The organism is Anaerostipes sp. Marseille-Q3525 (genome assembly GCF_018223505.1).
Taxonomy (GTDB): Bacteria; Bacillota; Clostridia; order Lachnospirales; family Lachnospiraceae; genus Anaerostipes; species Anaerostipes amylophilus.
Genome location: NZ_JAGTTT010000003.1, coordinates 101,628 through 123,485, shown reverse-complemented (window position 1 = coordinate 123,485; position 21,858 = coordinate 101,628). Strand labels below are relative to the sequence as shown.

Genomic DNA, 21,858 nt, shown 5'->3' with positions numbered 1-21,858 from the left:
TGTTCGGAGAGACATTTATATAGAAAGAAAATGAAAAATTATCATAGGTAAACATTAAAAAGGAGGAAAATTTATTTATGACAGTTATTTCAAACATTGCAAATGGCTTTATAGGATTGTTCAATGCAGGTGGGGAGCAGTTTATGAGCTGGGTAACAGGAATCATTCCTTTGGTTATCTGTCTGATGACTGCAGTTAACGCACTGATAGGATTTATTGGAGTAGAAAGAGTAGAAAAATTTTGCCAGAAGATTACAAAATATACAATTCTTCGTTATACATTGTTACCAATTATGGCCGTTATCTTTTTAACGAACCCAGCAATGTATACATTTGGAAGATTTTTAAAGAAAGAACATAAAGCAGCTTTTTATGATGCGACAGTTTCATTTTGTCATCCAGTCACTGGATTATTTCCACATGCAAATGCAGGAGAGTTATTCGTATACATGGGAATTGCAACAGGTATCCAGAAACTGGGACTATCAATTGGAAATCTTGCAGTAAGATATTTCATCGTAGGTGTGATCGTTATTTTGATCCGTGGTATCCTATGCGAAAAAATTTATGCAGTATTAAGTAAGAAATCTAATTAAGGAAAGGAGAAACCCAATATGTATAAAACAATTACGATCAAAGCCGGAAGTGGTGGATGGGGAGGACCATTAACCATTGTACCTACAGAAAAATGTAATAAGATTTTAAGCGTTACAGGTGGAGGAATCCATCCGGTAGCACAAAAAATTGCAGAAATGACAGGAGGAGAGGCTATTGACGGGTTTAAGGAAACTCTTCCAGATGATGAAGTTTTAGTAGCTGTTGTAGATTGTGGTGGTACAGCCCGCTGCGGAGTTTATCCTAAAAAAGGAATTTTTACAGTAAATATTGAACCAGTAGGAAAAGCTGGACCATTAGCAAAATATATCACACCAGAGATTTATGTATCAGCAGTTACAGAAAATGATATTTTTGAATCTGATTATGCTGGACATATTACACAGAAAGTATCAGAGGAAACAAAACAGACACAAGCAAGCACTGCTCCAGAGCCAAAGTCAAAAGCACAGGCAAAAGAAGAAGTTGCAAAAGCAAGTGAAGGAAAGAAAGAAAATATTGTTGTCCGCATTGGTAAAGTAGTCGGACGTGTTGTAAATATCTGTTTTCAGGCAGGTCGTGACACGATTGAGATGGTTGTTGGTACAATCCTTCCATTTATGGCATTTACAGCTACACTGCTCGGTATCATTTCAGCCAGTGGACTTGGAAATGTCATTGCAAAAACAATTTCACCAATCTGTTCTACATTACCAGGAATGGTAGCGATCGCGTTTATCTGTGGTATTCCAATCCTTTCTCCAGTCCTTGGACCAGGAGCTGTTATCGCACAGGTAGTCGGAACATTGCTGGGATCACAGTTTGCACTTGGAAATATTCCTCCACAGTATGCACTTCCAGCTTTGTTTGCAATCGATGCACAGGCAGGATGTGACTTTATTCCGGTTGGATTATCCCTTGGAGAAGCAGATTCAGAAACCATTGAATATGGTGTTCCAGCCGTATTGTTTGAACGACTGATCACAGGACCATTAGCGGTACTGATCGCGTTCGCATTTAGTATTGGAATGTATTAATAAATATAGATTTCACAGGAGGTAGAGAAATATGAAATATCAGTCTAAAATCGTTGGACTTGGACCAGATGCGTTAGCGTTTCTGGAGGATGAAGATATGAACTTTATCATCATTTTTAACGAAGATGCACCACCAGAACTTGCAGAATTATCGGTACTTCATACAAAAGCTGAATTGAAAGAAGATCCAGCTGTTGGAGATACATTAAAGATTGGAAATAAAGAATTCAAAGTCAGTGCTGTCGGATGGGAGGCACCTCATACATGGGCAGAACTTGGACATTGCACATTAGATTTCAAGGGAGGATCAGAGGCAGAACGTCCGGGATGTATCTCTCTTGAAGGAAACAAGCTGACAGCAGAAGATTTAGCCGTTGGCGGTGTCATTGAATTATATTAATTTAGCACTTATTAATTTTTATATATAAGATAAGGAGAATGTGATTATGTTAAACATGGATCAAAAATTAATCAAAAGACAGGAAGAAGGAAAAATCATCAAAACTGGTATCGTAGGTGCCGGACAGATGGGACGAGGAATGGTAACACAGATGGTACTGATGAACGGTATCACACCAGCCATCGTATCTGATATCAAAGTAGAAAATGCAGTCCATGCATTCAAATATGCCGGAGTATCCGATGAAGATATCGTGATCGCAAAAACACTTGCAGATGCCAATGCAGCAATGGAAGCAGGAAAATATGTAGCATGTGAAGATGCAAACTTCGTATCACAGGCAAACTTAGTAGAGTGTGCGATCGATGCAACAGGAGTTCCAGATGTCGGAGCCAAAGTAGCAACAGATGCAATGAAGAACAAAAAACATGTGGTTATGTTAAACGTAGAAACAGACGTAGTCATTGGACCATACTTAAAGAAATTAGCTGAGAAAGAAGGAGTCATCTATACAGGATCTGCCGGAGATGAACCTGGAGCAGTTATGGAATTATACAGCTTTGCCAAAGCCATGGGAATGAACGTGGAAGTCATGGGTAAAGGAAAGAATAACAAGATCGACTATGCCTGCAACCCAGACACAGTCTTAGAAGAAGCAACACGCCGTGTCATGAGTCCAAAGATGTTATGTGCATTCAAAGACGGAACAAAGACAATGGTAGAGATGACAGCAATGTCTAACTACACAGGACTGATCCCAGATGTGATCGGAGGACACGGACCAAAGACAGCACCGGGAACAGAAGGTGTCAAAGAATTAAATGATATCTTCAAATTGAAAGAAGATGGTGGAATCTTAAATAAACATGGAGTTGTAGAATATGTAAACGGAATCGCACCAGGAGTCTTCGTAACAGTATCCACACCAAACGAAGAGATCGCATACCAGATGGGATACCACAGCATGGGACCTGGACCATTATGGACATTATACAGACCATTCCATCTGTGCAACTTAGAGACACCATTAACAGTAGCAAAAGCCGTTATCGACGGAGAAGTTACATGCGTACCAATCGATGGATTAGTATCAGAATGTATCACAAGAGCGAAGATTGATCTGAAAGCAGGACAGACAATTGATGGTATCGGAGGATACACAACACATGGATCTATCGCAACAGCAGAAGAATCTAACGCTAAGGGATATGTACCATTTGGATTAGTAACAAACAAAGCTGTCATGAAGAGAGATGTCAAGAAGGGACAGCTGCTTACATATGATGATATCGAATTAGATAAGAGCACACTGATCTACAAGTTAAGAAAAGAACAGGATGCTATGTACGGAAGAAACGTATTATAAGAGATAGAAAATACTCATACTTTCCTGCCACACTTATATGTGGCAGGAAAGAAATTAAAATGGTGAATGTAAATTAGGAGGAAGACGGATGTTAGTAACTTTAAAAGAATTACTCGACCAGGCCAAAATAGAACACAAAGCGGTAGGTGCATTTAATGGAACAACATTAGAAGCAATCCGCGGTATCATTCAGGCAGCAGAAGAATTAAATTGTCCAGTAATTCTGCAGCATGCACAGAGCCATGATGATATCATTGATCTAGAAGAAATCGGACCAATCATGAAATATTACGCAGAACGTGCAAAAGTTCCTGTTGCACTTCATTTAGATCATGGAAGCTCCTTTGAACGATGTGTACAGGCCTTGCGTTTAGGGTTTACATCAGTTATGTACGATGCATCAGCAAAAAGCTTTGAAGAAAATGCCGAAGAAACAAAAGAGATTGTGAAAATCGCACATGCAGTAGGTGCAAGTGTAGAGGCAGAACTTGGACATATTTTTACATCTGAAGTTGTTCATGGAGAGGGTGGCTCCGCAGACAGCAAGGATGATTATGATGATCTTGATGATATTTATACAGATCCAGAAGTTGCAAAGAAATTTGTAGAGTTAACAGGGGTTGACTGTTTAGCTGTTGCATTTGGTACAACACATGGAGTATATTTAACAGAACCAAAACTAGATCTTCCTCGAGTAGCAAGAATCAGAGAGGCTGCTAATGTACCACTAGTTATGCATGGTGGATCCGGAGTATCCGATGAAGATTACGCTGTTGCGATCGAGAACGGAATCTGTAAAGTAAATTACTATACATATATGAATGTTGCCGGAGGAAAAGCCTCCAAAGAATTCTGGAAAGATGATGAAACAAATTTCTATGATTCTATGGCAATCAAAGCAACAGAAGCGATCAAAGAAGATGTAAAACGTGCGATCAAAGTATTCCAGAAATTATAGAAAAGAGGATAAAAATGGCAGTATATAAAGAAACAATTGAGGTAAAATCTCATGGGAAAACCCCAACATATATTGATATTACAAAGGACGTAAGAAGAGTCATTGAAGAAAGCGGGATCAAGAACGGTATCTGTGCCGTGATTTCTCCTCATACAACATGTTCCGTATTCTTCGAAGAATTCTGTCATGACTATAATGAAGATGGAGATGAATTTTTACAGGAAGATTTAAATAATGTTCTTGCAAAGATCATTCCAGACCATGTATCCAAAGATCAGTATGTATATCCAGGAGAAGAACACTACAAAGCAGTAGAAAGCTGGCCAAATGCTGAAGATTATCTTCCAGGAGGAGACAGAACAGCATTATTTAATGGAGATGCACATTTAAAATCAACATTATTAGGTTCCAGTGAAACATTCGAAGTAGATAACGGAAAACTTGGGGTAGGTACAACAGGATATGTATATTTTGCAGATTTTGACCGTACACGTCCACGTACAAGAAAATGTAAGATTGTAGTTCTTGGAGAATAAGGAGGAAAGCATCATGGCAAAAGCCCAGTCACCATTTTTAATTGTCAATCCTAAGTCATATTTATACGGAAAAGAAAGTCTTGAATTAGCAAAAGCAGCTGATCAGGTTGCCAAAGATACAGGACTTCAGATATATTTCACATGTCCATATGCGGATATCCGTATGATCAAAGAAAATACAACTGATATCATCGTATGTGCACAGTCCATGGACCCATTAGTTCCAGGAAGAGGAATGGGACACGTATTACCAGAATCTTTAAAAGAAGCTGGAGCTGAAGCATTATTTTTAAATCATGCAGAGAATCCTAAAACAGTCAGTGATCTGTACGCAACGATCAAACGAGCAAAAGAACTTGACATGATCACAGTTGTATGTGCAGACTCAATCGTAGAAGCCAAAGCAGTTGCCTGCATGGACCCAGACATCGTACTGGCAGAGCCAACAGACTTGATCGGAACAGGCCAGGTGGCAGATGATTCTTACACAATTGAAACAGTCAAAGCGTTAAATGCGATCAATCCAAATGTATTAGTAATGATCGCATCCGGCGTAAGCACAGCTGAAGACTGCTACAATGTAGTAAAATTAGGAGCAGACGGAACAGGTGCAACCTCCGGAATCTTAAACGCACCATCCCCTGCACAGAGAGTCAGAGAAATGGCAGAAGCAATCGTTAAGGCAAAAAATGAAAAATAAAAGTTAACAAATAGTTTGTTCACTTGTTTTCTTAATCCATATGAAAAATAAGAAGGGATCTTGGATTCCTTCTTGTTTTTTGTATAATTCTGATCTTCTTTCTATCTCATACAACGGAAGACTATTCAAACCACTACGGAGTGTGCATGTTAAACAGTATTGGATGATAATTTTTGTATCCGTTAACGGAAGATCAAAGGAACTTACAATCACCGATTTGACGAGAAGTTTGACATATATTTAAATCTTAATTATATCTAATACCATCCAACATACACACCAACTCAAATTTTCCAATCTTGTAGTTTCCTACACTATAACCTTCAGGTATATGAGCAAAATTTTACCGCTGTGCTTTCGGTTGCTTATTTATTTTTTCCATATACGGAAAGACTTCAGTTGGCCAACACTACAATTAAAATTTTGAGCAATTCCACTAAAATAATGTTATAATAATAACAAACACCAAATCAAATTAACCAAGAAAGGAGCAAAATCATGGCAGCAATCATCGGAAGCCCAACACGTTACATCCAAGGAAAAGGGGAAATGAAAAACCTATGTTCTTATGCAGATAAGTTCGGAAAGAATCTATTCATTTTAACAAGTGCATCCGGAAGAAAACGAGTAGAACCAGCGATCAACGAAGGGAACAAAGACAGTAATCTGACATACGATGTATTTAATGGAGAATGTTGTATGACAGAGATCAACCGTATCATAAAGATCGTAGAAGAAACAGGAAGCGATGTGATCATCGGAATCGGTGGAGGAAAGATTCATGACACATCAAAAGCTGTTGCATACTATACAAAGAAACCAGTCATTATTGTACCAACCATTGCATCCACAGACGCACCATGCAGTGCATTATCTGTGATCTATACAGATGAAGGTGTATTTGAGAAATATTTGTTCTTGCCATCAAGCCCGGATATGGTTATGGTAGATACAGATATCGTTTCAAAAGCACCAGTAAGATTGTTGATCTCAGGTATGGGAGATGCCCTGGCAACTTATTTTGAGGCAAGAGCATGTAAAAGATCCGATGCAAGTAATTGTGTTGGCGGAAGATGTACATTGGCAGCAATGAATCTTGCACAGTTATGTTTTGATACATTAATGGAGAACGGAGTACAGGCAATGACAGCAGCAAGAGAAGGAATCTGTACAAAAGCTGTAGAAAATGTAATTGAAGCAAATACTTACTTATCAGGAATCGGATTTGAAAGTGGAGGATTAGCAGGAGCACATGCGATCCATAATGGATTTACAGCAATCCCAGAAACACATAAGATGTATCATGGAGAGAAAGTAGCATTCGGAACATTGGTTCAGCTGGTACTAGAAGATGCGGGAGAAGATGAGATCATGGAAGTAATTGATTTCTGCAGTGAAGTCGGACTTCCTGTGACATTAAAAGGATTAGGAATCGAAGAAGTGAAACCAGAACAGATTATGGAAGTTGCGAAATTAGCATGCGCACCAGAAGATACAATGGGAAATATGCCATTTGAGGTAACACCTGAAGATCTGTATGCAGCAATTATGGGTGCGGATGCACTTGGAAGATATTATACAGAATAGAAAATTGCCAGTATCTAGTTAATAGACATAGAAAATATGAAAGAACCCCTGAAAGGTTGATCAACCTTTCAGGGGTTCTTAAAAATGTGCGCCTAGCGGCGTACGTTTCGTTTGCGCGCCATGGGCGCGCTCTCGCAGGTGAAAGTCCTGAACATGCCCAGGTAGTGGGAAATGTATAGCTGAACAACAAGGGTGTCCATCGTGAGGTGGAATCTGAAGGAAGCTGTAGGCAAATCCTTGGTCCGACGGACAGAAATCGCATATGAGGCTAGGCTTCGAGAGATAAGCTGGCGAAAGACAGCAAAGTCTAATAACTACCACATTTGTAGAAGCAGAGTAAATGCGGCGGATTTATGAGGAGAAAGAGCGTGCAACTTAAGCGTGGAGATCTCACAGAGGTTTCATTTGCCTAGTAACAATGAACTGTGAGAAGTCAGCAGAACCGTTATAACGGAGACGGACAGAGAATCCAGAAAGTGGAAGGAAGCAAAACAACGAACTATTACTATCAGGACGGAGTAGTTTCCTATACAACCGATGGAGAGAACAGCCAGACATCCCAGAACCTGATCGGAACCGATGGAAATATCCTTGCAACACAGAAATATGGTGACCATACGGACTATCTGTTGTATAATAAAGATATCCAGGGAAGTACCACAAGTCTTGTAAAAGAAGATGGAAGTGCTGATGCAACGTACCAGTATACAGACTTTGGAGAGACAACGATCAATGGCGATAACAAAGCAGAGAATGAGGTTTGTTATACGGGTGGAATCTATGATCAGAGTACAGGGCTGTATTATCTGAATGCAAGGTATTATAATCCGGAAGATGGACGGTTTGTGACGGAGGATACTTATCGAGGAGAGACTGCTAAACCAGAGACAGGACGTTTATATGCTTATTGTGCGAATAATCCGGTGAATTATGTGGATCCTAGTGGACATAAGTATACAACAAGAATATGGGAGCTATTATGGGGAACATATTGGTATGATAAAAGTAATCATAAAAAATATGGAAAACATGGAAATGCTAAAATAGCTAAAAGTGCAAAGAATAAAAATTTGATTCAATATAGAAGGGCTATTAATAAAGAAAATCAATATTTGTTAAGAGCACGGAGAGACTTAGGAAAGCAAGTGATACGGTCAATATTGAAGTATGGAGTTGGAAAGCTAATAGGTTTTGTAGTTAATAATTTTACAAAATTTACAAAAGTTATAAAGAAAATAATATCTCATTCAAAACATTTATTGTTTCTTAAATCTAAAAGCTATGCTAAAAGTACATTGAATAATATAAAAAAGGCATCAGGACAATATAAAATAATTAAGAGTAATTATAAAAAAATTAAATGATAGGAGATTAGTATGAAAGTTGTTGGAATAATTATTTTTTATGTTATATGCTCTATTTTGGATGATATTATAATGGGAAATATTTCTTTTAAAGATTGGAAATCTGAAAAAAAAATAGTGATCGTTGTTTTGTTTATAAGTATTTTATATGGATTAGCTGATTTTATAGAAGATTATATGGGTTTGACATTTCCTCTTACTTTAGTTATGGGAGTGGCAGGAACAATTTTTGGAATAATAGAGGCGATTTTTCTTTACATAAAAACAAAAGACAAAAATGAAAAAGAAGAATTGTTAAAAGGATATTTGATTGTTGGAATTATTCTAATTTTAACAATAGTTATATCTAATTTAATTTAGTAATCGGAAATCAATATGGAAAAATACGATAGAATTTGAAAAGAAAGGGGATTTAAATTCTATCGTATTTTTTACTTATTATATGAATTTCTTTGTTCTGTTGATTTAGTCTTTGGTATGTTTTATAACGTCCACTCAACTAAGTTCGTCTGTCGCCTGACGGCTCGGATTCATTAAGTGCTCAATGCCTATTCAACAGTTACAGACTTAGCCAGGTTTCTTGGCTGGTCAGCATCATATCCTCTAAACAGTGTTACATGATAAGCAAGTAACTGTAATGCAACAGTAGAAGGGAATGTTGCAAATAAATCATCTGTAGCAGGAACCTGAATTAAATCATCATAGATTCCTTCATAATTTGTCATATCTTTATCTGTTACAACAATAACGTGAGCTCCACGAGCTTTTACTTCCTCAACGTTTGCCATTAATTTAGGTAATACATTTTCCTGTGTAGCGATCGCAATTACAGGAACTCCTTCTGTGATCAGAGAGATCGTTCCGTGTTTTAATTCCCCTGCGCAGTAAGCTTCAGCATTTACATAAGAGATCTCTTTTAACTTTAAGCAAGCTTCACAAGCAATACCGTAATCTAAACCTCTTCCAAGATAGAAAGCAGAGAAAGTATCTTTGATTTTCTCAGCGATTCCTTTGATGTAATCATCCATCTTTAATACATCTTCGATCGTTCCAATCGCCTGCTCAAACTTCGCACAGAAATCTTTCATCTGTTCGTCTGTCATTAAGTTGTTAACTTCAGCAAGTTTTAATGCGATCAGATACATACCTGCACACTGTACAGAGAAAGCTTTTGTACTTGCAACAGCAATCTCAGGACCGGCATGTGTATATAATACATAATCACTTTCACGAGCGATACTAGATCCTTTTACGTTAACGATAGAGATTGTTTTTGCTCCACGTTCATTTGCAAGACGAAGTGCTGCAAGAGAATCTGCTGTTTCTCCAGACTGTGTGATAACAACAACTAAAGTATGTTCATCTAAGATTGGATTCATATAACGGAATTCAGAAGCTAATTCAACAGTTACAGGAATACGGATCATAGCTTCGATCAGATGTCTTCCGATCAGTCCTGCATGCCATGCAGTACCACAAGCTGTTACGATTACACGATTTACACCTTTAAAGATATCATCAGAGATATTATCTGCTGTAAAATCTGCACGGTTGTTATGGATACGAGGCATGATCGTGTTATGAAGAGCTTCTGGCTGATCATAGATCTCTTTCTGCATAAAGAAATCATATCCACCTTTCTGAGCTGCTGTTGTATCCCAGTCAACGTGAAGCATCTTAGGTTCTTCAACTTCACCGTCCATTGTATATAATGTAATGCTGTCACCTTTCATAACAACGATGTGTTCTTCAGGTACAACGAAATAGTCTTTTGTATATTTTAATAATGCAACCATATCAGAAGCGATGAAAGAACCATCTTCTGTATGAGATGCTACTAGAGGACTTGCATTTCTCATGCAGTAGATTTCCCCTGGATGATCCTTAAACATTACGCAGAAACCATAAGCTCCTTCTAAAACTTTGTCAGCTTCTTTTAATGCTGCAAATGGATCTCCATCATATAAAGAGTCGATTAACATTGCTGCAACTTCAGTATCTGTTTCAGAAATGGCTGTGTATCCTTTTGTTTTTAAAGAAGCAGCTAATTCTTTGTAGTTTTCAATGATTCCGTTATGGATCAATGTTACATTTCCAGATACATGAGGATGAGCGTTGACTTCTGTAACTCCACCATGTGTTGCCCAGCGTGTATGTCCGATTCCACATGTCCCTTCTAAGTCAGTAGTAGCAGCTACTTTTTCACGAAGTGTAGCAACTTTACCAGTTGTTTTTACGATTCTTGTTTCAGATCCGTTGTTTACTGCGATTCCGGCACTGTCATATCCACGATATTCTAACTGCTGTAATCCATCAACTAAGATTCCAGGTGCCTGTAAGTTTCCAGTAAATCCAATAATTCCACACATAATATAAATCTCCTTAAATTTGCACAAAGAAATAAGAGGAAGTACAGATATGTAAAAAACTTCCAAATAGATCTTCAATTTTCTTTTTTCTAACATCATATGCGGTTTTGTCCAGATTATACTGCCTCTGTTTCATGATCACTCATGGTTTTACTCAGTATATCACGTAGTCTGGAGCTGCGGGAAAGCATCCGCCGAATATCTCGATAACTTTCCTCCTCGTTAACCTTCCTATCAGACAAGAGTATGTCTGTTTCCGTATCAGAAAGGTGCATGGCGCTTCGATATGTTTAAAAACTCCTTTCATTTTATTTGAAGAAAATACTCAAAACCCAAAGCTTTTCAACGTTAGTGATTCTAACACGGAAATAAAATGAAGTCAAATAAGAATCGTATATTTAATAAAATGTTAATAAGTTACGGAAGAAAAAGTCATATTTTAATAAAGTTTTAAGAAGTTAAAACTAGATACTTTAGAACATGAATGGTATAATACTATGACAGCAAAAGAAGATAAAGGAGAAAAGAATGAAAACTTTTTTTAAGAATACAGGGAAAGTGATCGTGGAAAAACTTCACAGACATCCGATTATATGTAATCTTGTATTATCGGTTGTTCTGGCATTTTTACTGGAAGTTTTAGGTCGTCAGACATTTGATCTAAGTGCGGTTGGGTTTGTGAATGAACGGACTAAGATGTTCCTTTACAGCATTTTTATTATATTTTTGACATATTCTGTGACATTGATCACTAAGAGACGACTTTTTACCTATATTATAGTGACATTGTTATGGAGTGTTGTTGGGATTGTGAATTTTATGATGCTAAGTTCACGAAATACGCCATTTACTTATGTTGATATTACATTGATGAAATCTGTGCTCCCGGTTATGAATAATTATTTTACTCCTCTGGAGATCGGGGCGATTGGAGCATTAATTTTGATCGCACTAGTGTTGCTTGTTGTAGCATATATGTATCTTCCAATGGAAGAACAGTTAAATCGTAAGATTGGATTTGTGAAAGTGGCAGTGATCGTGGCAGCATTTGCAGGAGTAACATCGTATGGATTTAAGAGTGGTATGCTGACAGAGGAGATTCATAATATAAGAATTGCATTCAGTGATTATGGAACAGCATACTGTTTTTGCATTACAGCTTTGAAGAATGGAATCGACAAGCCATCGAACTATTCAGAGAAGAAGATTGAACAGATTGAAGAGCGCACGAAAAAAAGTGTTGCCAAGATAAAGAAAGAGAAAGTAAAGAAGCCAAATATTATTTTTGTACAGCTTGAATCACATTTTGATGTAACGCAAGTAAAAGGATTGAAATTTAATAAAGATCCATTGGAGAATTTTCATAAATATATGAAACAGTATTCTTCTGGGCAATTGTCTATGCCTTCTTATGGGGCGGGAACAGCGAATTCAGAATTTGAACTGATCACGGGAATGAATCTGGATCATTTTGGAGCAGCAGAATATCCTTATAAGACAGTGCTTCAAGATACTACGACAGAGAGTATGGCAACTGTATTAAAGCAATATGGATATAAAGCCCATGCGATCCATGATAATAGTGCTTCATTTTATGATAGAGATCTTGTGTTTTCACAACTTGGATTTGATACATTTACAACGAAGGAAAGTATGAATATCAGGAAATGGACGGAAAATGGATGGGCGAAGGATGGAATCCTTACAGGATATATCATGGACAGTCTGAATTCTACAAAGAATCAGGATTATGTTTATTGTATTTCTGTACAGGGACATGGAGATTATCCAACAACTCAGATCATTGAGAATCCAGAGATCAAAGTTGAAGGTATCAAAGATGAAGCTCTAAAGAATAAATACACGTATTATGTCAACCAGGTCTATCAGATGGATCAGTTTGTCGGAAGACTGGTTAAAGCATTAGAAAAACGTGGTGAACCAACAATTCTTTGCATGTATGGTGATCATCTGCCAAGTCTGGATATTGAAGATGAGGATCTGACATATGGAAACAAATACCAGACAAGTTATTTTATGTGGGATAATATTGGACTAAAGAAACAGGATGGAACGATCGAGGCATATGATCTTGGATCAGAGGTTCTTAATAAGTGTAATATTCATACAGGAATCATGAATAGTTTTCATCAGACAAGAAAAGGAACAAAGAATTATCAGAAAGATATGAAGAATCTTCAATATGATATGCTATATGGCAAACAGTATGTATGGAACCAGCAGAATCCATACAAGGCGACAAATCTTAAATTTGGAATCCGTCCACTTACTGTGACTAAGGCATATGAGACAAAGGACAGTGTTTTTATTGTAGGAAATAATTTTACGAACTTCTGTCAGGTTTATGTTGGCGATGTGAAGATCAATACAACGTATCATAATGAACATCTTCTGGAGGTTTCGAAGAAGGATCTTAAGAATGGAGATACATTTAAAGTAAGCATTGTAAGTAAGACACCAAAAGTATTAAGCAGCTCAAATGAGTATGTTTATCAAGAAAAAAGTGAAAAATAACGCAAAGATGCTTGTATAAGGCGTAATTCTTATGCTATAATAGGTGAATGTTTGTGAAATTACAAAAAAGATAATAATTTTTAGGAGGATCTATACAGATGAGTTTGCAAGTGGAAAACTTAGAACATAATATGGCAAAGGTAACAATTGAAGTTGAAGCAGCGAAATTAGATGACGCTATCAAACAGGCTTTCAACAAGAAAAAAGGGCAGTTTAATGTACCTGGATTCCGTAAAGGAAAAGTACCTTTCCAGTTAATCGCAAAAGAATACGGAGTTGAAATCTTCTATGAAGATGCGGCAAACATCTTAATTCCAGACGCTTATGCAGAGGCTATGAAAGATACAGATTTAGAAATCGTTTCAAGACCAGAGATCGATGTAACTCAGCTTGAGAAAGGAAAAGATTTCATCTTCACAGCTACATTTGCATTAAAACCAGAAGTAACATTAGGTGATTACAAAGGAATTGAAGTACCTAAAACAAGAGTTACAGTTAAAAAAGATGAGATTGAAGAAGAATTAAAGAAAGTTCAGGAACAGAACGCAAGAGAGATCACAATTGAAGATCGTGCAGTAAAAGACGGAGATATCTTAACAATTGATTACTCTGGATCTGTTGATGGAGTAAAATTCGAAGGTGGAACAGCCGAAGATCAGACATTAGTAATCGGATCAGGAGCATTCATCCCAGGATTTGAAGAACAGTTAGTAGGAAAGAATTTAAATGAAACAGCAGATATCAATGTGACATTCCCAGAAGAATACCACGCACCTGATCTTGCAGGTAAAGATGCTGTATTTACAGTAACAGTAAAAGCAATCAAAGAAAAAGAACTTCCAGAATTAGATGATGAATTTGCAGCAGAAGTATCTGAATTTGAAACATTAGAAGACTACAAAGCAGATATCAAAGAACAGATTCGTGCAAGAAAGAAAGAAGAAGCTAAGACTGAAAGAGAAAACAAGATCGTTGATGCAGCTGTAGAAGCAGCTACAATGGATATTCCAGAAGCTATGATCGAAGAACAGGTTCAGCAGATGACAGATGAATTCGCTCAGAGATTAAGCTATCAGGGACTTTCTATGGAACAGTATTTAATGTTCTCTGGAATGGACGCACAGAAATTTGCAGATGATTTAAAACCACAGGCAGTTAAGAGAATCGAGACACGCCTGGTATTAGAAGCAATCGCAAAAGCAGAAGATATTAAAGCAAGCGAGGAAGACTTCAAAGCAGAACTGGAAAAGATGGCAAAAATGTATCAGATGGAAACAGAGCAGCTTGAAAAGATCATTCAGGGAGCTCAGAAAGACCAGATGATGGATGACATCGCAGTACAGAAAGCTGTAGATTTCCTTGTAAGCGAAGCAAAATAAGCAAGGCATTTATGACTTTATGTTCCTTTTGACAGACATAAATAAACTGCCTTAACTATCGTTAGGAGGATGCAAGGATGAGTTTAGTACCTTATGTCATTGAACAAACAAGCAGAGGAGAGAGATCTTATGATATTTACTCCAGACTGCTGAAAGAAAGAATCATTTTCTTAGGAGAAGAAGTGAATGATGTCACAGCAGGACTTGTAGTTTCTCAGTTATTATTCTTAGAATCTGAAGATCCAGACAAAGACATCAACTTATATATTAACAGCCCTGGCGGTTCTGTAACTGCCGGAATGGCAATCTATGATACAATGCAGTATGTAAAGTGTGACGTATCTACGATGTGTATGGGAATGGCTGCCAGTATGGGAGCGTTCTTATTATCAGGTGGAACAAAAGGAAAGCGTCTGGCACTTCCGAATGCAGAGATCATGATTCATCAGCCATCTGGTGGAGCACAGGGACAGGCAACAGAGATTGAGATCGCAGCAGAGCATATTCTTAGAACAAAGAAGAAATTAAATACGATCTTAAGCGAGAATACAGGACAGCCATACGAGACAATCGTCAAGGATACAGAACGTGACAACTGGCTCACTGCACAGGAAGCACTGGAATATGGCCTGATCGATAAGGTTATGGAAAAAAGATAGTGATAGAATAGTGGGGTGATCTGGTGGCAGGTTATAATGATGAGAAAAAAGTATTAAGATGTTCTTTTTGCAATAAGACACAGGACCAGGTCCGCAAACTGATCGCGGGGCCAAAGGGAAAGAATGTTTATATCTGTGATGAATGTATTGACATTTGTTCAGAGATTATTGAAGAGGAATTTGAACAGTATACAGAGGATGATGGGGAGATCAATCTTCGTAAGCCAAAAGAGATCAAAGAATTTTTAGATCAATATGTCATTGGTCAGGACGAGGCAAAGAAAGTACTTTCCGTTGCTGTATACAATCATTACAAAAGAATTTTAATGGGCGGGAACTCTGATGTAGAACTGCAGAAGAGTAATATTTTAATGCTTGGACCAACTGGTTCAGGAAAGACATTATTAGCCCAGACTTTAGCAAAGATGTTAAATGTGCCATTTGCGATCGCAGATGCGACTGCTCTTACAGAAGCAGGATATGTTGGAGAAGATGTTGAGAATATTCTTCTTAAGATCATTCAGGCAGCAGATTATGATATTGACCGTGCACAGTGTGGAATCATTTATATTGATGAGATTGATAAGATTACAAGAAAATCTGAGAACACATCAATTACAAGAGATGTTTCTGGAGAAGGTGTACAGCAGGCATTATTAAAGATTATCGAAGGTACAGTAGCATCTGTACCGCCACAGGGAGGAAGAAAACATCCTCATCAGGAATTTATTCAGATTGATACATCGAATATCCTGTTTATCTGTGGAGGTGCATTTGATGGATTAGAGAAGATCATTGAATCAAGAATTGGCAAGAAGTCTATTGGATTTGGAGCAGATGTTTTCGGACAGAAAGAGAAGGACCTGGGAGAATTATTAAAACAGGTATTACCTGAGGATTTTGTGAAATTTGGATTGATTCCTGAATTTATCGGACGTGTTCCAGTCAATGTATCATTGAATCCTTTAGATCAGGATGCATTAGTACGAATCTTAAAAGAACCAAAGAGTGCTCTTGTGAAACAATACCAGAGATTGTTTGAGATGGATGGCGTGAAACTTACATTTGATGATGATGCTTTAAGTGCGATCGCTAAGAAAGCATTAGATCGTAAGACAGGTGCCAGAGGCTTAAGAGCTATTGTGGAACAAGTGATTATGGATTTAATGTATGAGATTCCATCACAGACGGATGTGACAGAGTGTCTGATCACGAAAGGTGTTGTGGAAGGCACAGAAGATCCACAGATTGGATGTTCAGACCAGAAGGTAAAAGCTACAGTACCAAAGAAACGGGTTAAAACAAGCAATCATGAGATTGCATAGATAGATTAGCCAAAATAAAAACTGCTTTCGTGCAAGAGATTCTTGTGTCAAAGCAGTTTTTCTTCTTATGGACATACATTTTAGAATTAAATTTATGAAGCGAAAGGAAATACAAGATGAAAAAGACTTTACCAATGCTTCCACTCAGAGGAAAGTACATATTTCCGAATACGGTGATTCATTTTGATGTGTCAAGAAGCCGGTCGGTTAAAGCAATAGAAGAATCAATGGAGCATGACCAGCTGATCTTTTTAAATAATCAGATTGATCCGATGGTAGAAGATCCAGGAATTGATGATTTATATCGTGTTGGAACGTTAGCAAGGATCAAGCAGGTGGTAAAACTCCCTAAGAATACATTAAGAGTGTTTGCAGAGGGATTATTCCGTGCAGAACTTAGCAAAACTGTAGAATATGATCCATTATTTAAAGTAGAGATTTTATATGATCATGTGGAGCAGCAACCGTTTGAAGCATTCGAAAGAGAAGCATTTTTACGAATGATCAAAGAAGCATTTGAAAGTTATGCACAGGCATGGCCGCATTTGGACCAGAATATTATTAATTATATCCTGCTTCAGTCTGATGTAGAGATTCTGGTAGATGAACTGGCAACACATATTCCTTTTTCCTATCCGGAGAAACAAAAGATTCTGGAAGAGATGGATTTAAAAGAGCGCTGTGAACTGATGCTCGTTATGCTGGAAGAAGAACTGGATGTTTTGAAACTGAAACAGAAGATTCAGCAGAAAGTCAAAGTAAATGTTGATAAGAATCAGAAAGAATATATGCTCAGAGAGCAGATGAAAGTAATCCGTGAAGAACTTGGTGAGACAAATGTAGAAGATGAAGCGGATGAATTTATGAATCAGTTAAAAGAACTGAGGGCATCTGATGAAGTCAAAGAAAAGATCAAAAAAGAGATTTCAAGATTTCAGACAATGGGAAATCAGACACCAGAAAGTTCTGTGTTAAGAACATATATCGAAACAATGCTTTCTGTACCATGGGAAGAAATGAGTGAGGACAGTACAGATCTAGATAGAGCGCAGGAAATCTTAGACGAAGACCATTATGGCATGGAGAAGGTAAAAGAGAGAGTGCTTGAATATCTGGCAGCACGTGCAATGAGCGGCAAGAAAGATGCAGCGATCCTTTGCTTGGTAGGACCTCCAGGAACAGGAAAGACATCGATTGCAAAATCAATCGCAAGGGCAACGAATAAGAAATATGTTCGTTTATCTTTAGGTGGTGTGCGTGATGAATCAGAAATTCGAGGACACAGAAAGACGTATGTCGGGGCGATGCCTGGAAGAATCGTTGATGCATTAAGGAAAGTCAAAGTCAGAAATCCGCTGATGTTATTAGATGAGATTGATAAGACTGGAAAAGATCAACGTGGAGATACAGCGTCTGCATTATTAGAAGTCCTTGATCCAGAACAGAATGAGAATTTTACAGATCATTATCTTGAAGTTGCTTTAAATTTAAGTGATGTCTTGTTTATCGCGACAGCCAATGATCTCTCTACAATTCCAAGGCCATTGCTTGATCGTATGGAGATTATTGAAGTTACAAGCTATACAGAGAATGAGAAATATCACATTGCAAATGATTATCTTGTGAAGAAGCAGATGGAAGCCAATGGATTAGATGATACACAGATTCACTGGAAAGAAGATGCACTGAGATTTCTGATCTCTGATTATACAAGAGAATCTGGAGTCAGAAATTTAGAGAGAAGGATCGGACAGGTTTCAAGAAAGGTTGCAAGAGACATTTACCAGAAGAAACACAGAAAAGTTACGATCACAAAGAAGGCAATCAAAGATTATCTTGGAAAACCAGTCTATGAATGGGAGAAGGATACATTACGAGATCAGATTGGAGTTGTTCATGGGCTTGCATGGACTGCAGTTGGAGGAGTAACATTAAAGATTGAAGTGAATGTTATGCCAGGAAAGGGTGGCATTCAGATCACAGGTTCTCTTGGGGATGTTATGAAAGAATCTGCACAGGCAGCGATCAGTTATATCAGAAGTCAAAGTAAGAAATATAAGATCAAGAATGACTTCTTTGAAAAACATGACATTCATATTCATATTCCAGAGGGAGCGGTACCAAAAGACGGACCATCTGCCGGAATTACAATGACAACAGCAGTACTCTCAGCGATCACAGGGCACAAAGTTTATGGAAATCTTGCGATGACAGGAGAAGTAACGATCCGAGGGGATGTCCTTCAGATTGGTGGATTAAAAGAGAAACTTCTTGCAGCTAAAAGACTTGGGATCACAAAAGTTTTAGTTCCAAAGATGAATGAAAAAGATGTTAAGGAATTTGAAGAAGAAGTAATCGAAGGACTTGAGATCGTTTATGTAAAAACAATGACACAAGTGATCAAAGAAGCGTTCGTACATTAATATCATGATAAAATAAAAACTGGAGGCAGTTATGAATTACGAAGAAGCAATGAATTTTATACAAAATACAAATAAATTTGGAAGTGTCTTAGGACTTGATAATATCAGAGAGTTATTAGAAAGACTTGGAAACCCACAAGACCAGCTTAGAGTGGTTCATATTGCCGGAACCAATGGAAAAGGTTCAACACTTGCATTTCTGGCAGGTATTTTTAGGGAAAGTGGATATCGTGCAGGGAGATATGTATCCCCTGCATCCTTTTCCTATGAAGAAAGGTTTCGTATCAATGAAGAAAATATTTCTAAAAAAGACCTGTGCTTTTATATGGAAAAAATAAAGAATGTTGCCGAAGAAATGGTAAAAGATGGTCTATCCCATCCGACAATGTTTGAGATTGAGACAGCACTTAGTTTTCTTTATTTTCTCGATAAAAAAGTAGATGTTGTATTATTAGAGACGGGAATGGGCGGAAGACTGGATGCAACAAATGTAGTAAAGAAGCCGATTGCAACAGTTATAGCATCAATTGGAATGGATCATATGCAATTTTTAGGTGATACACTGGAAAAAATAGCATCAGAAAAAGCGGGGATCATCAAAGAAGGATGTCCGGTCATTTCTTATGACAATACAAAAGAAGTTAATGAAGTGATAAAGAACAAAGCTAAACAGATGCATGCAAAAGTAACTTTTGTGAATTCTGCAGGGATCAGAGTGCTTCAGGAGTCACTGAATGGAGAAAGTTTTTCTTATCGTTCTTCTGATGGAAGATGGTATGAAAAGATTGAGATACCACTTCTTGGAAGACATCAGATCAACAATGCAGCACTTGCGTTAGAAACTTTAAATGTTATAAAAAACTATTATTGTATCAGTGATTTTCAGACGGAAGACGGAATGCGAAAAACAATCTGGAGAGGTAGAATTGAGATATTGGAACGAGAACCTATGGTGATCTGTGACGGTGCACATAATCCAGATGGTGCAAAGAGTTTATTAAGTTTTTTGCAAAATAATTTTACAAACCAGAGATTAATCTATATAATGGGAGTATTGTCAGATAAAGATTACGAACAGATGGTACAGATTCTTGCCCCAGCGGCAGATAAGATTTATACAGTAGCACCGGATAATCCAAGAGCTCTTTCAAGCAGGGAGCTGTGTAATTGTATAAGTAAATATCATCAGAACGTAGAGGAAAGACAAAGACTCGCTGAATGTCTTAGTGAAGTAAGGCAGAAGGCAGAGAAAGATGATGTGATCATAATCTGTGGAACATTATCTTTTCAAAATGAACTAATAAACCAATAGCAGAGGATGAACAAGTGGAAAGATTCCAGAAGATCGTATGCCATGAAACATACAAACAAACGTACGAAAAACTACAAGAATTAGAAAAAGACCGTGAATTTTGCGGGCATGATATGGAACATTTTCTTTCGGTAGCAAGAATCAGTTATCTTATGGTGCTTGAGAAGAATCTTGATATTCCGAAAGATATCATATATGCGACGGCATTTCTTCATGATATGGGAAGAGCTGACCAGTATGAAAAAGGAATTTCACATGATGAGGCAGGTGCAATTCTTGCAGAAGAAATTTTAAAAGATTGTGGCTATACAGCCGCAGAAAGAAAAATCATGGTCGATACGATCTTAAATCATCGTGACGTTGAAGAGAAAGAAGACAGCTTTGCAGCTATTTTTTATCGTGCAGACAAACTTTCCAGAGACTGTATCCACTGCAAAGCCAGACAGGAATGTTATTGGCCGCAAGAGAAGAAAAACAGCAGGTATATTTATTAGGAGAGATACAATGATTATTGGAAATAAAACATTTGATACGAAACACCATGGATATATTATGGGAATCTTGAATGTGACACCAGACTCATTTTCTGATGGAGGAAAATATGATCATCTAGATGCAGCATTAAAACATGCAGAAGAAATGATTAAAGATGGAGCTGCGATCATTGATGTAGGTGGAGAATCTACAAGACCTGGGTACACTCTGATTTCCGATGAAGAAGAGATTGGAAGGGTAACACCAGTGATTGAGGCCCTTAAGAAAGAATTTGATGTTCCAGTATCTCTGGATACTTACAAATCAGGTGTGGCAAGAGCAGGGATTGAAGCAGGAGCTGATCTGATCAATGATATCTGGGGACTTAAGTGGGATGGAACAATGGCAGAAGTGTTAGCAGAAACAGGAATTGCTTCTTGTTTGATGCATAACCGCAAGGATACAGACTACAAAGATTATTTAAATGATGTGGTAGCTGATCTGAATGAGACAATGGAGATGGCAGAGAAGGCAGGGATCAAAAAAGATACGATCATGTTAGATCCAGGAATCGGATTTGCCAAGGATCTTGATCAGAATTTAGAACTTATGAATCATTTAGAACTTTTAAACCAGTGGGATGTACCTGTTCTTCTTGGAACTTCAAGAAAATCAATGATCGGACTTATTCTGGATCTTCCATCTGATCAGAGAGTGGAAGGAACTGTTGCAACAACAGTGAGTGGATACATGAAAGGATGCAGATTTTTCAGAGTACATGATGTAAAAGAAAACATGCGTGCTATGAAGATGATAGAAGCAATTTGTGCAAAATAAGGG

Annotated in this window: 19 protein-coding genes; 18 read left to right on the top strand and 1 reads right to left on the bottom strand. The window is 37.6% G+C overall.

Annotation, left to right across the window (positions count from 1 at the left end):
* Window positions 1-77: 77 nt before the first annotated feature.
* From srlA to KE503_RS02780, 10 genes are all read left to right on the top strand, one after another.
* Window positions 78-596: a PTS glucitol/sorbitol transporter subunit IIC gene (srlA, locus tag KE503_RS02825; protein WP_055198504.1), complete on the top strand. Its 519-nt coding sequence runs from the start codon at window positions 78-80 to the stop codon at window positions 594-596.
* Window positions 597-614: 18 nt separating this feature from the next.
* Window positions 615-1,631: a PTS glucitol/sorbitol transporter subunit IIB gene (gene srlE, locus KE503_RS02820; RefSeq protein WP_117944740.1), complete on the top strand. Its 1,017-nt coding sequence runs from the start codon at window positions 615-617 to the stop codon at window positions 1,629-1,631.
* Window positions 1,632-1,662: 31 nt separating this feature from the next.
* A complete protein-coding gene (locus tag KE503_RS02815; protein WP_055198499.1) occupies window positions 1,663-2,031 on the top strand; it encodes a PTS glucitol/sorbitol transporter subunit IIA in 369 nt (122 codons plus the stop codon).
* Window positions 2,032-2,077: 46 nt separating this feature from the next.
* Window positions 2,078-3,397, top strand: a complete 1,320-nt coding sequence (locus KE503_RS02810; RefSeq protein ID WP_212384426.1) for an NAD(P)H-dependent oxidoreductase — start codon at window positions 2,078-2,080, stop codon at window positions 3,395-3,397.
* Window positions 3,398-3,485: 88 nt separating this feature from the next.
* The gene (locus tag KE503_RS02805; protein WP_055196755.1) at window positions 3,486-4,355 is read left to right on the top strand and encodes a class II fructose-bisphosphate aldolase; all 870 of its coding nucleotides are present in this window, start codon (window positions 3,486-3,488) and stop codon (window positions 4,353-4,355) included.
* 14 nt (window positions 4,356-4,369) lie between these two features.
* Complete coding sequence (locus KE503_RS02800) at window positions 4,370-4,891, top strand: YjbQ family protein (RefSeq protein WP_055196757.1); 522 nt, start codon at window positions 4,370-4,372, stop codon at window positions 4,889-4,891.
* A gap of 13 nt (window positions 4,892-4,904) precedes the next feature.
* Window positions 4,905-5,591 carry a triose-phosphate isomerase gene (locus tag KE503_RS02795; protein ID WP_212384425.1) on the top strand — a complete coding sequence of 229 codons (687 nt, stop codon included), beginning with the start codon at window positions 4,905-4,907 and terminating at the stop codon, window positions 5,589-5,591.
* 498 nt (window positions 5,592-6,089) lie between these two features.
* Complete coding sequence (locus KE503_RS02790) at window positions 6,090-7,178, top strand: glycerol dehydrogenase (protein ID WP_022375202.1); 1,089 nt, start codon at window positions 6,090-6,092, stop codon at window positions 7,176-7,178.
* 425 nt (window positions 7,179-7,603) lie between these two features.
* Window positions 7,604-8,542: an RHS repeat-associated core domain-containing protein gene (locus KE503_RS14410; protein WP_330621852.1), complete on the top strand. Its 939-nt coding sequence runs from the start codon at window positions 7,604-7,606 to the stop codon at window positions 8,540-8,542.
* A 12-nt stretch (window positions 8,543-8,554) separates the two neighbouring features.
* A complete protein-coding gene (locus KE503_RS02780) occupies window positions 8,555-8,902 on the top strand; it encodes a hypothetical protein (protein WP_212384424.1) in 348 nt (115 codons plus the stop codon).
* A 188-nt stretch (window positions 8,903-9,090) separates the two neighbouring features.
* Here the strand turns inward: KE503_RS02780 and glmS are convergent, their stop codons facing one another.
* Window positions 9,091-10,911: a glutamine--fructose-6-phosphate transaminase (isomerizing) gene (glmS, locus tag KE503_RS02775; protein ID WP_212384423.1), complete on the bottom strand. Its 1,821-nt coding sequence runs from the start codon at window positions 10,909-10,911 to the stop codon at window positions 9,091-9,093.
* Between the two features lie 528 nt (window positions 10,912-11,439).
* On the opposite strand from glmS, the gene KE503_RS02770 reads away from it, so the two are divergent.
* The 8 genes from KE503_RS02770 (at window position 11,440) to folP (ending at window position 21,855) form a co-directional block, all read left to right on the top strand.
* Window positions 11,440-13,446, top strand: a complete 2,007-nt coding sequence (locus tag KE503_RS02770) for an LTA synthase family protein (RefSeq protein WP_212384422.1) — start codon at window positions 11,440-11,442, stop codon at window positions 13,444-13,446.
* 98 nt (window positions 13,447-13,544) lie between these two features.
* A complete protein-coding gene (tig, locus tag KE503_RS02765; RefSeq protein WP_022375207.1) occupies window positions 13,545-14,825 on the top strand; it encodes a trigger factor in 1,281 nt (426 codons plus the stop codon).
* 77 nt (window positions 14,826-14,902) lie between these two features.
* Window positions 14,903-15,484, top strand: coding sequence for an ATP-dependent Clp endopeptidase proteolytic subunit ClpP (gene clpP / locus KE503_RS02760; protein WP_022375208.1), 582 nt, complete (start codon window positions 14,903-14,905; stop codon window positions 15,482-15,484).
* A gap of 23 nt (window positions 15,485-15,507) precedes the next feature.
* Window positions 15,508-16,809, top strand: a complete 1,302-nt coding sequence (gene clpX, locus KE503_RS02755; RefSeq protein ID WP_022375209.1) for an ATP-dependent Clp protease ATP-binding subunit ClpX — start codon at window positions 15,508-15,510, stop codon at window positions 16,807-16,809.
* 116 nt (window positions 16,810-16,925) lie between these two features.
* Window positions 16,926-19,232 carry an endopeptidase La gene (gene lon, locus KE503_RS02750; protein ID WP_212384421.1) on the top strand — a complete coding sequence of 769 codons (2,307 nt, stop codon included), beginning with the start codon at window positions 16,926-16,928 and terminating at the stop codon, window positions 19,230-19,232.
* Window positions 19,233-19,263: 31 nt separating this feature from the next.
* Window positions 19,264-20,544 (top strand): bifunctional folylpolyglutamate synthase/dihydrofolate synthase, encoded by a 1,281-nt coding sequence (locus KE503_RS02745; RefSeq protein ID WP_022375211.1) that lies wholly within the window; start codon window positions 19,264-19,266, stop codon window positions 20,542-20,544.
* Window positions 20,545-20,558: 14 nt separating this feature from the next.
* Window positions 20,559-21,038 (top strand): HD domain-containing protein, encoded by a 480-nt coding sequence (locus tag KE503_RS02740; protein ID WP_022375212.1) that lies wholly within the window; start codon window positions 20,559-20,561, stop codon window positions 21,036-21,038.
* Between the two features lie 10 nt (window positions 21,039-21,048).
* Window positions 21,049-21,855 (top strand): dihydropteroate synthase, encoded by an 807-nt coding sequence (gene folP, locus KE503_RS02735; protein WP_212384420.1) that lies wholly within the window; start codon window positions 21,049-21,051, stop codon window positions 21,853-21,855.
* Window positions 21,856-21,858 lie beyond the last annotated feature (3 nt).

Coding starts and splice junctions, on each gene's coding strand:
- KE503_RS02805 (WP_055196755.1), top strand. CDS start 3,486: ATGTTAGTAACTTTAAAAGAATTACTCGACCAGGCCAAAATAGAACAC.
- KE503_RS02800 (WP_055196757.1), top strand. CDS start 4,370: ATGGCAGTATATAAAGAAACAATTGAGGTAAAATCTCATGGGAAAACC.
- KE503_RS02790 (WP_022375202.1), top strand. CDS start 6,090: ATGGCAGCAATCATCGGAAGCCCAACACGTTACATCCAAGGAAAAGGG.
- srlA (WP_055198504.1), top strand. CDS start 78: ATGACAGTTATTTCAAACATTGCAAATGGCTTTATAGGATTGTTCAAT.
- KE503_RS02815 (WP_055198499.1), top strand. CDS start 1,663: ATGAAATATCAGTCTAAAATCGTTGGACTTGGACCAGATGCGTTAGCG.
- clpP (WP_022375208.1), top strand. CDS start 14,903: ATGAGTTTAGTACCTTATGTCATTGAACAAACAAGCAGAGGAGAGAGA.
- KE503_RS02780 (WP_212384424.1), top strand. CDS start 8,555: ATGAAAGTTGTTGGAATAATTATTTTTTATGTTATATGCTCTATTTTG.
- KE503_RS02745 (WP_022375211.1), top strand. CDS start 19,264: ATGAATTACGAAGAAGCAATGAATTTTATACAAAATACAAATAAATTT.
- KE503_RS02795 (WP_212384425.1), top strand. CDS start 4,905: ATGGCAAAAGCCCAGTCACCATTTTTAATTGTCAATCCTAAGTCATAT.
- KE503_RS02770 (WP_212384422.1), top strand. CDS start 11,440: ATGAAAACTTTTTTTAAGAATACAGGGAAAGTGATCGTGGAAAAACTT.
- srlE (WP_117944740.1), top strand. CDS start 615: ATGTATAAAACAATTACGATCAAAGCCGGAAGTGGTGGATGGGGAGGA.
- KE503_RS02810 (WP_212384426.1), top strand. CDS start 2,078: ATGTTAAACATGGATCAAAAATTAATCAAAAGACAGGAAGAAGGAAAA.
- glmS (WP_212384423.1), bottom strand. CDS start 10,911: ATGTGTGGAATTATTGGATTTACTGGAAACTTACAGGCACCTGGAATC.
- folP (WP_212384420.1), top strand. CDS start 21,049: ATGATTATTGGAAATAAAACATTTGATACGAAACACCATGGATATATT.
- lon (WP_212384421.1), top strand. CDS start 16,926: ATGAAAAAGACTTTACCAATGCTTCCACTCAGAGGAAAGTACATATTT.
- tig (WP_022375207.1), top strand. CDS start 13,545: ATGAGTTTGCAAGTGGAAAACTTAGAACATAATATGGCAAAGGTAACA.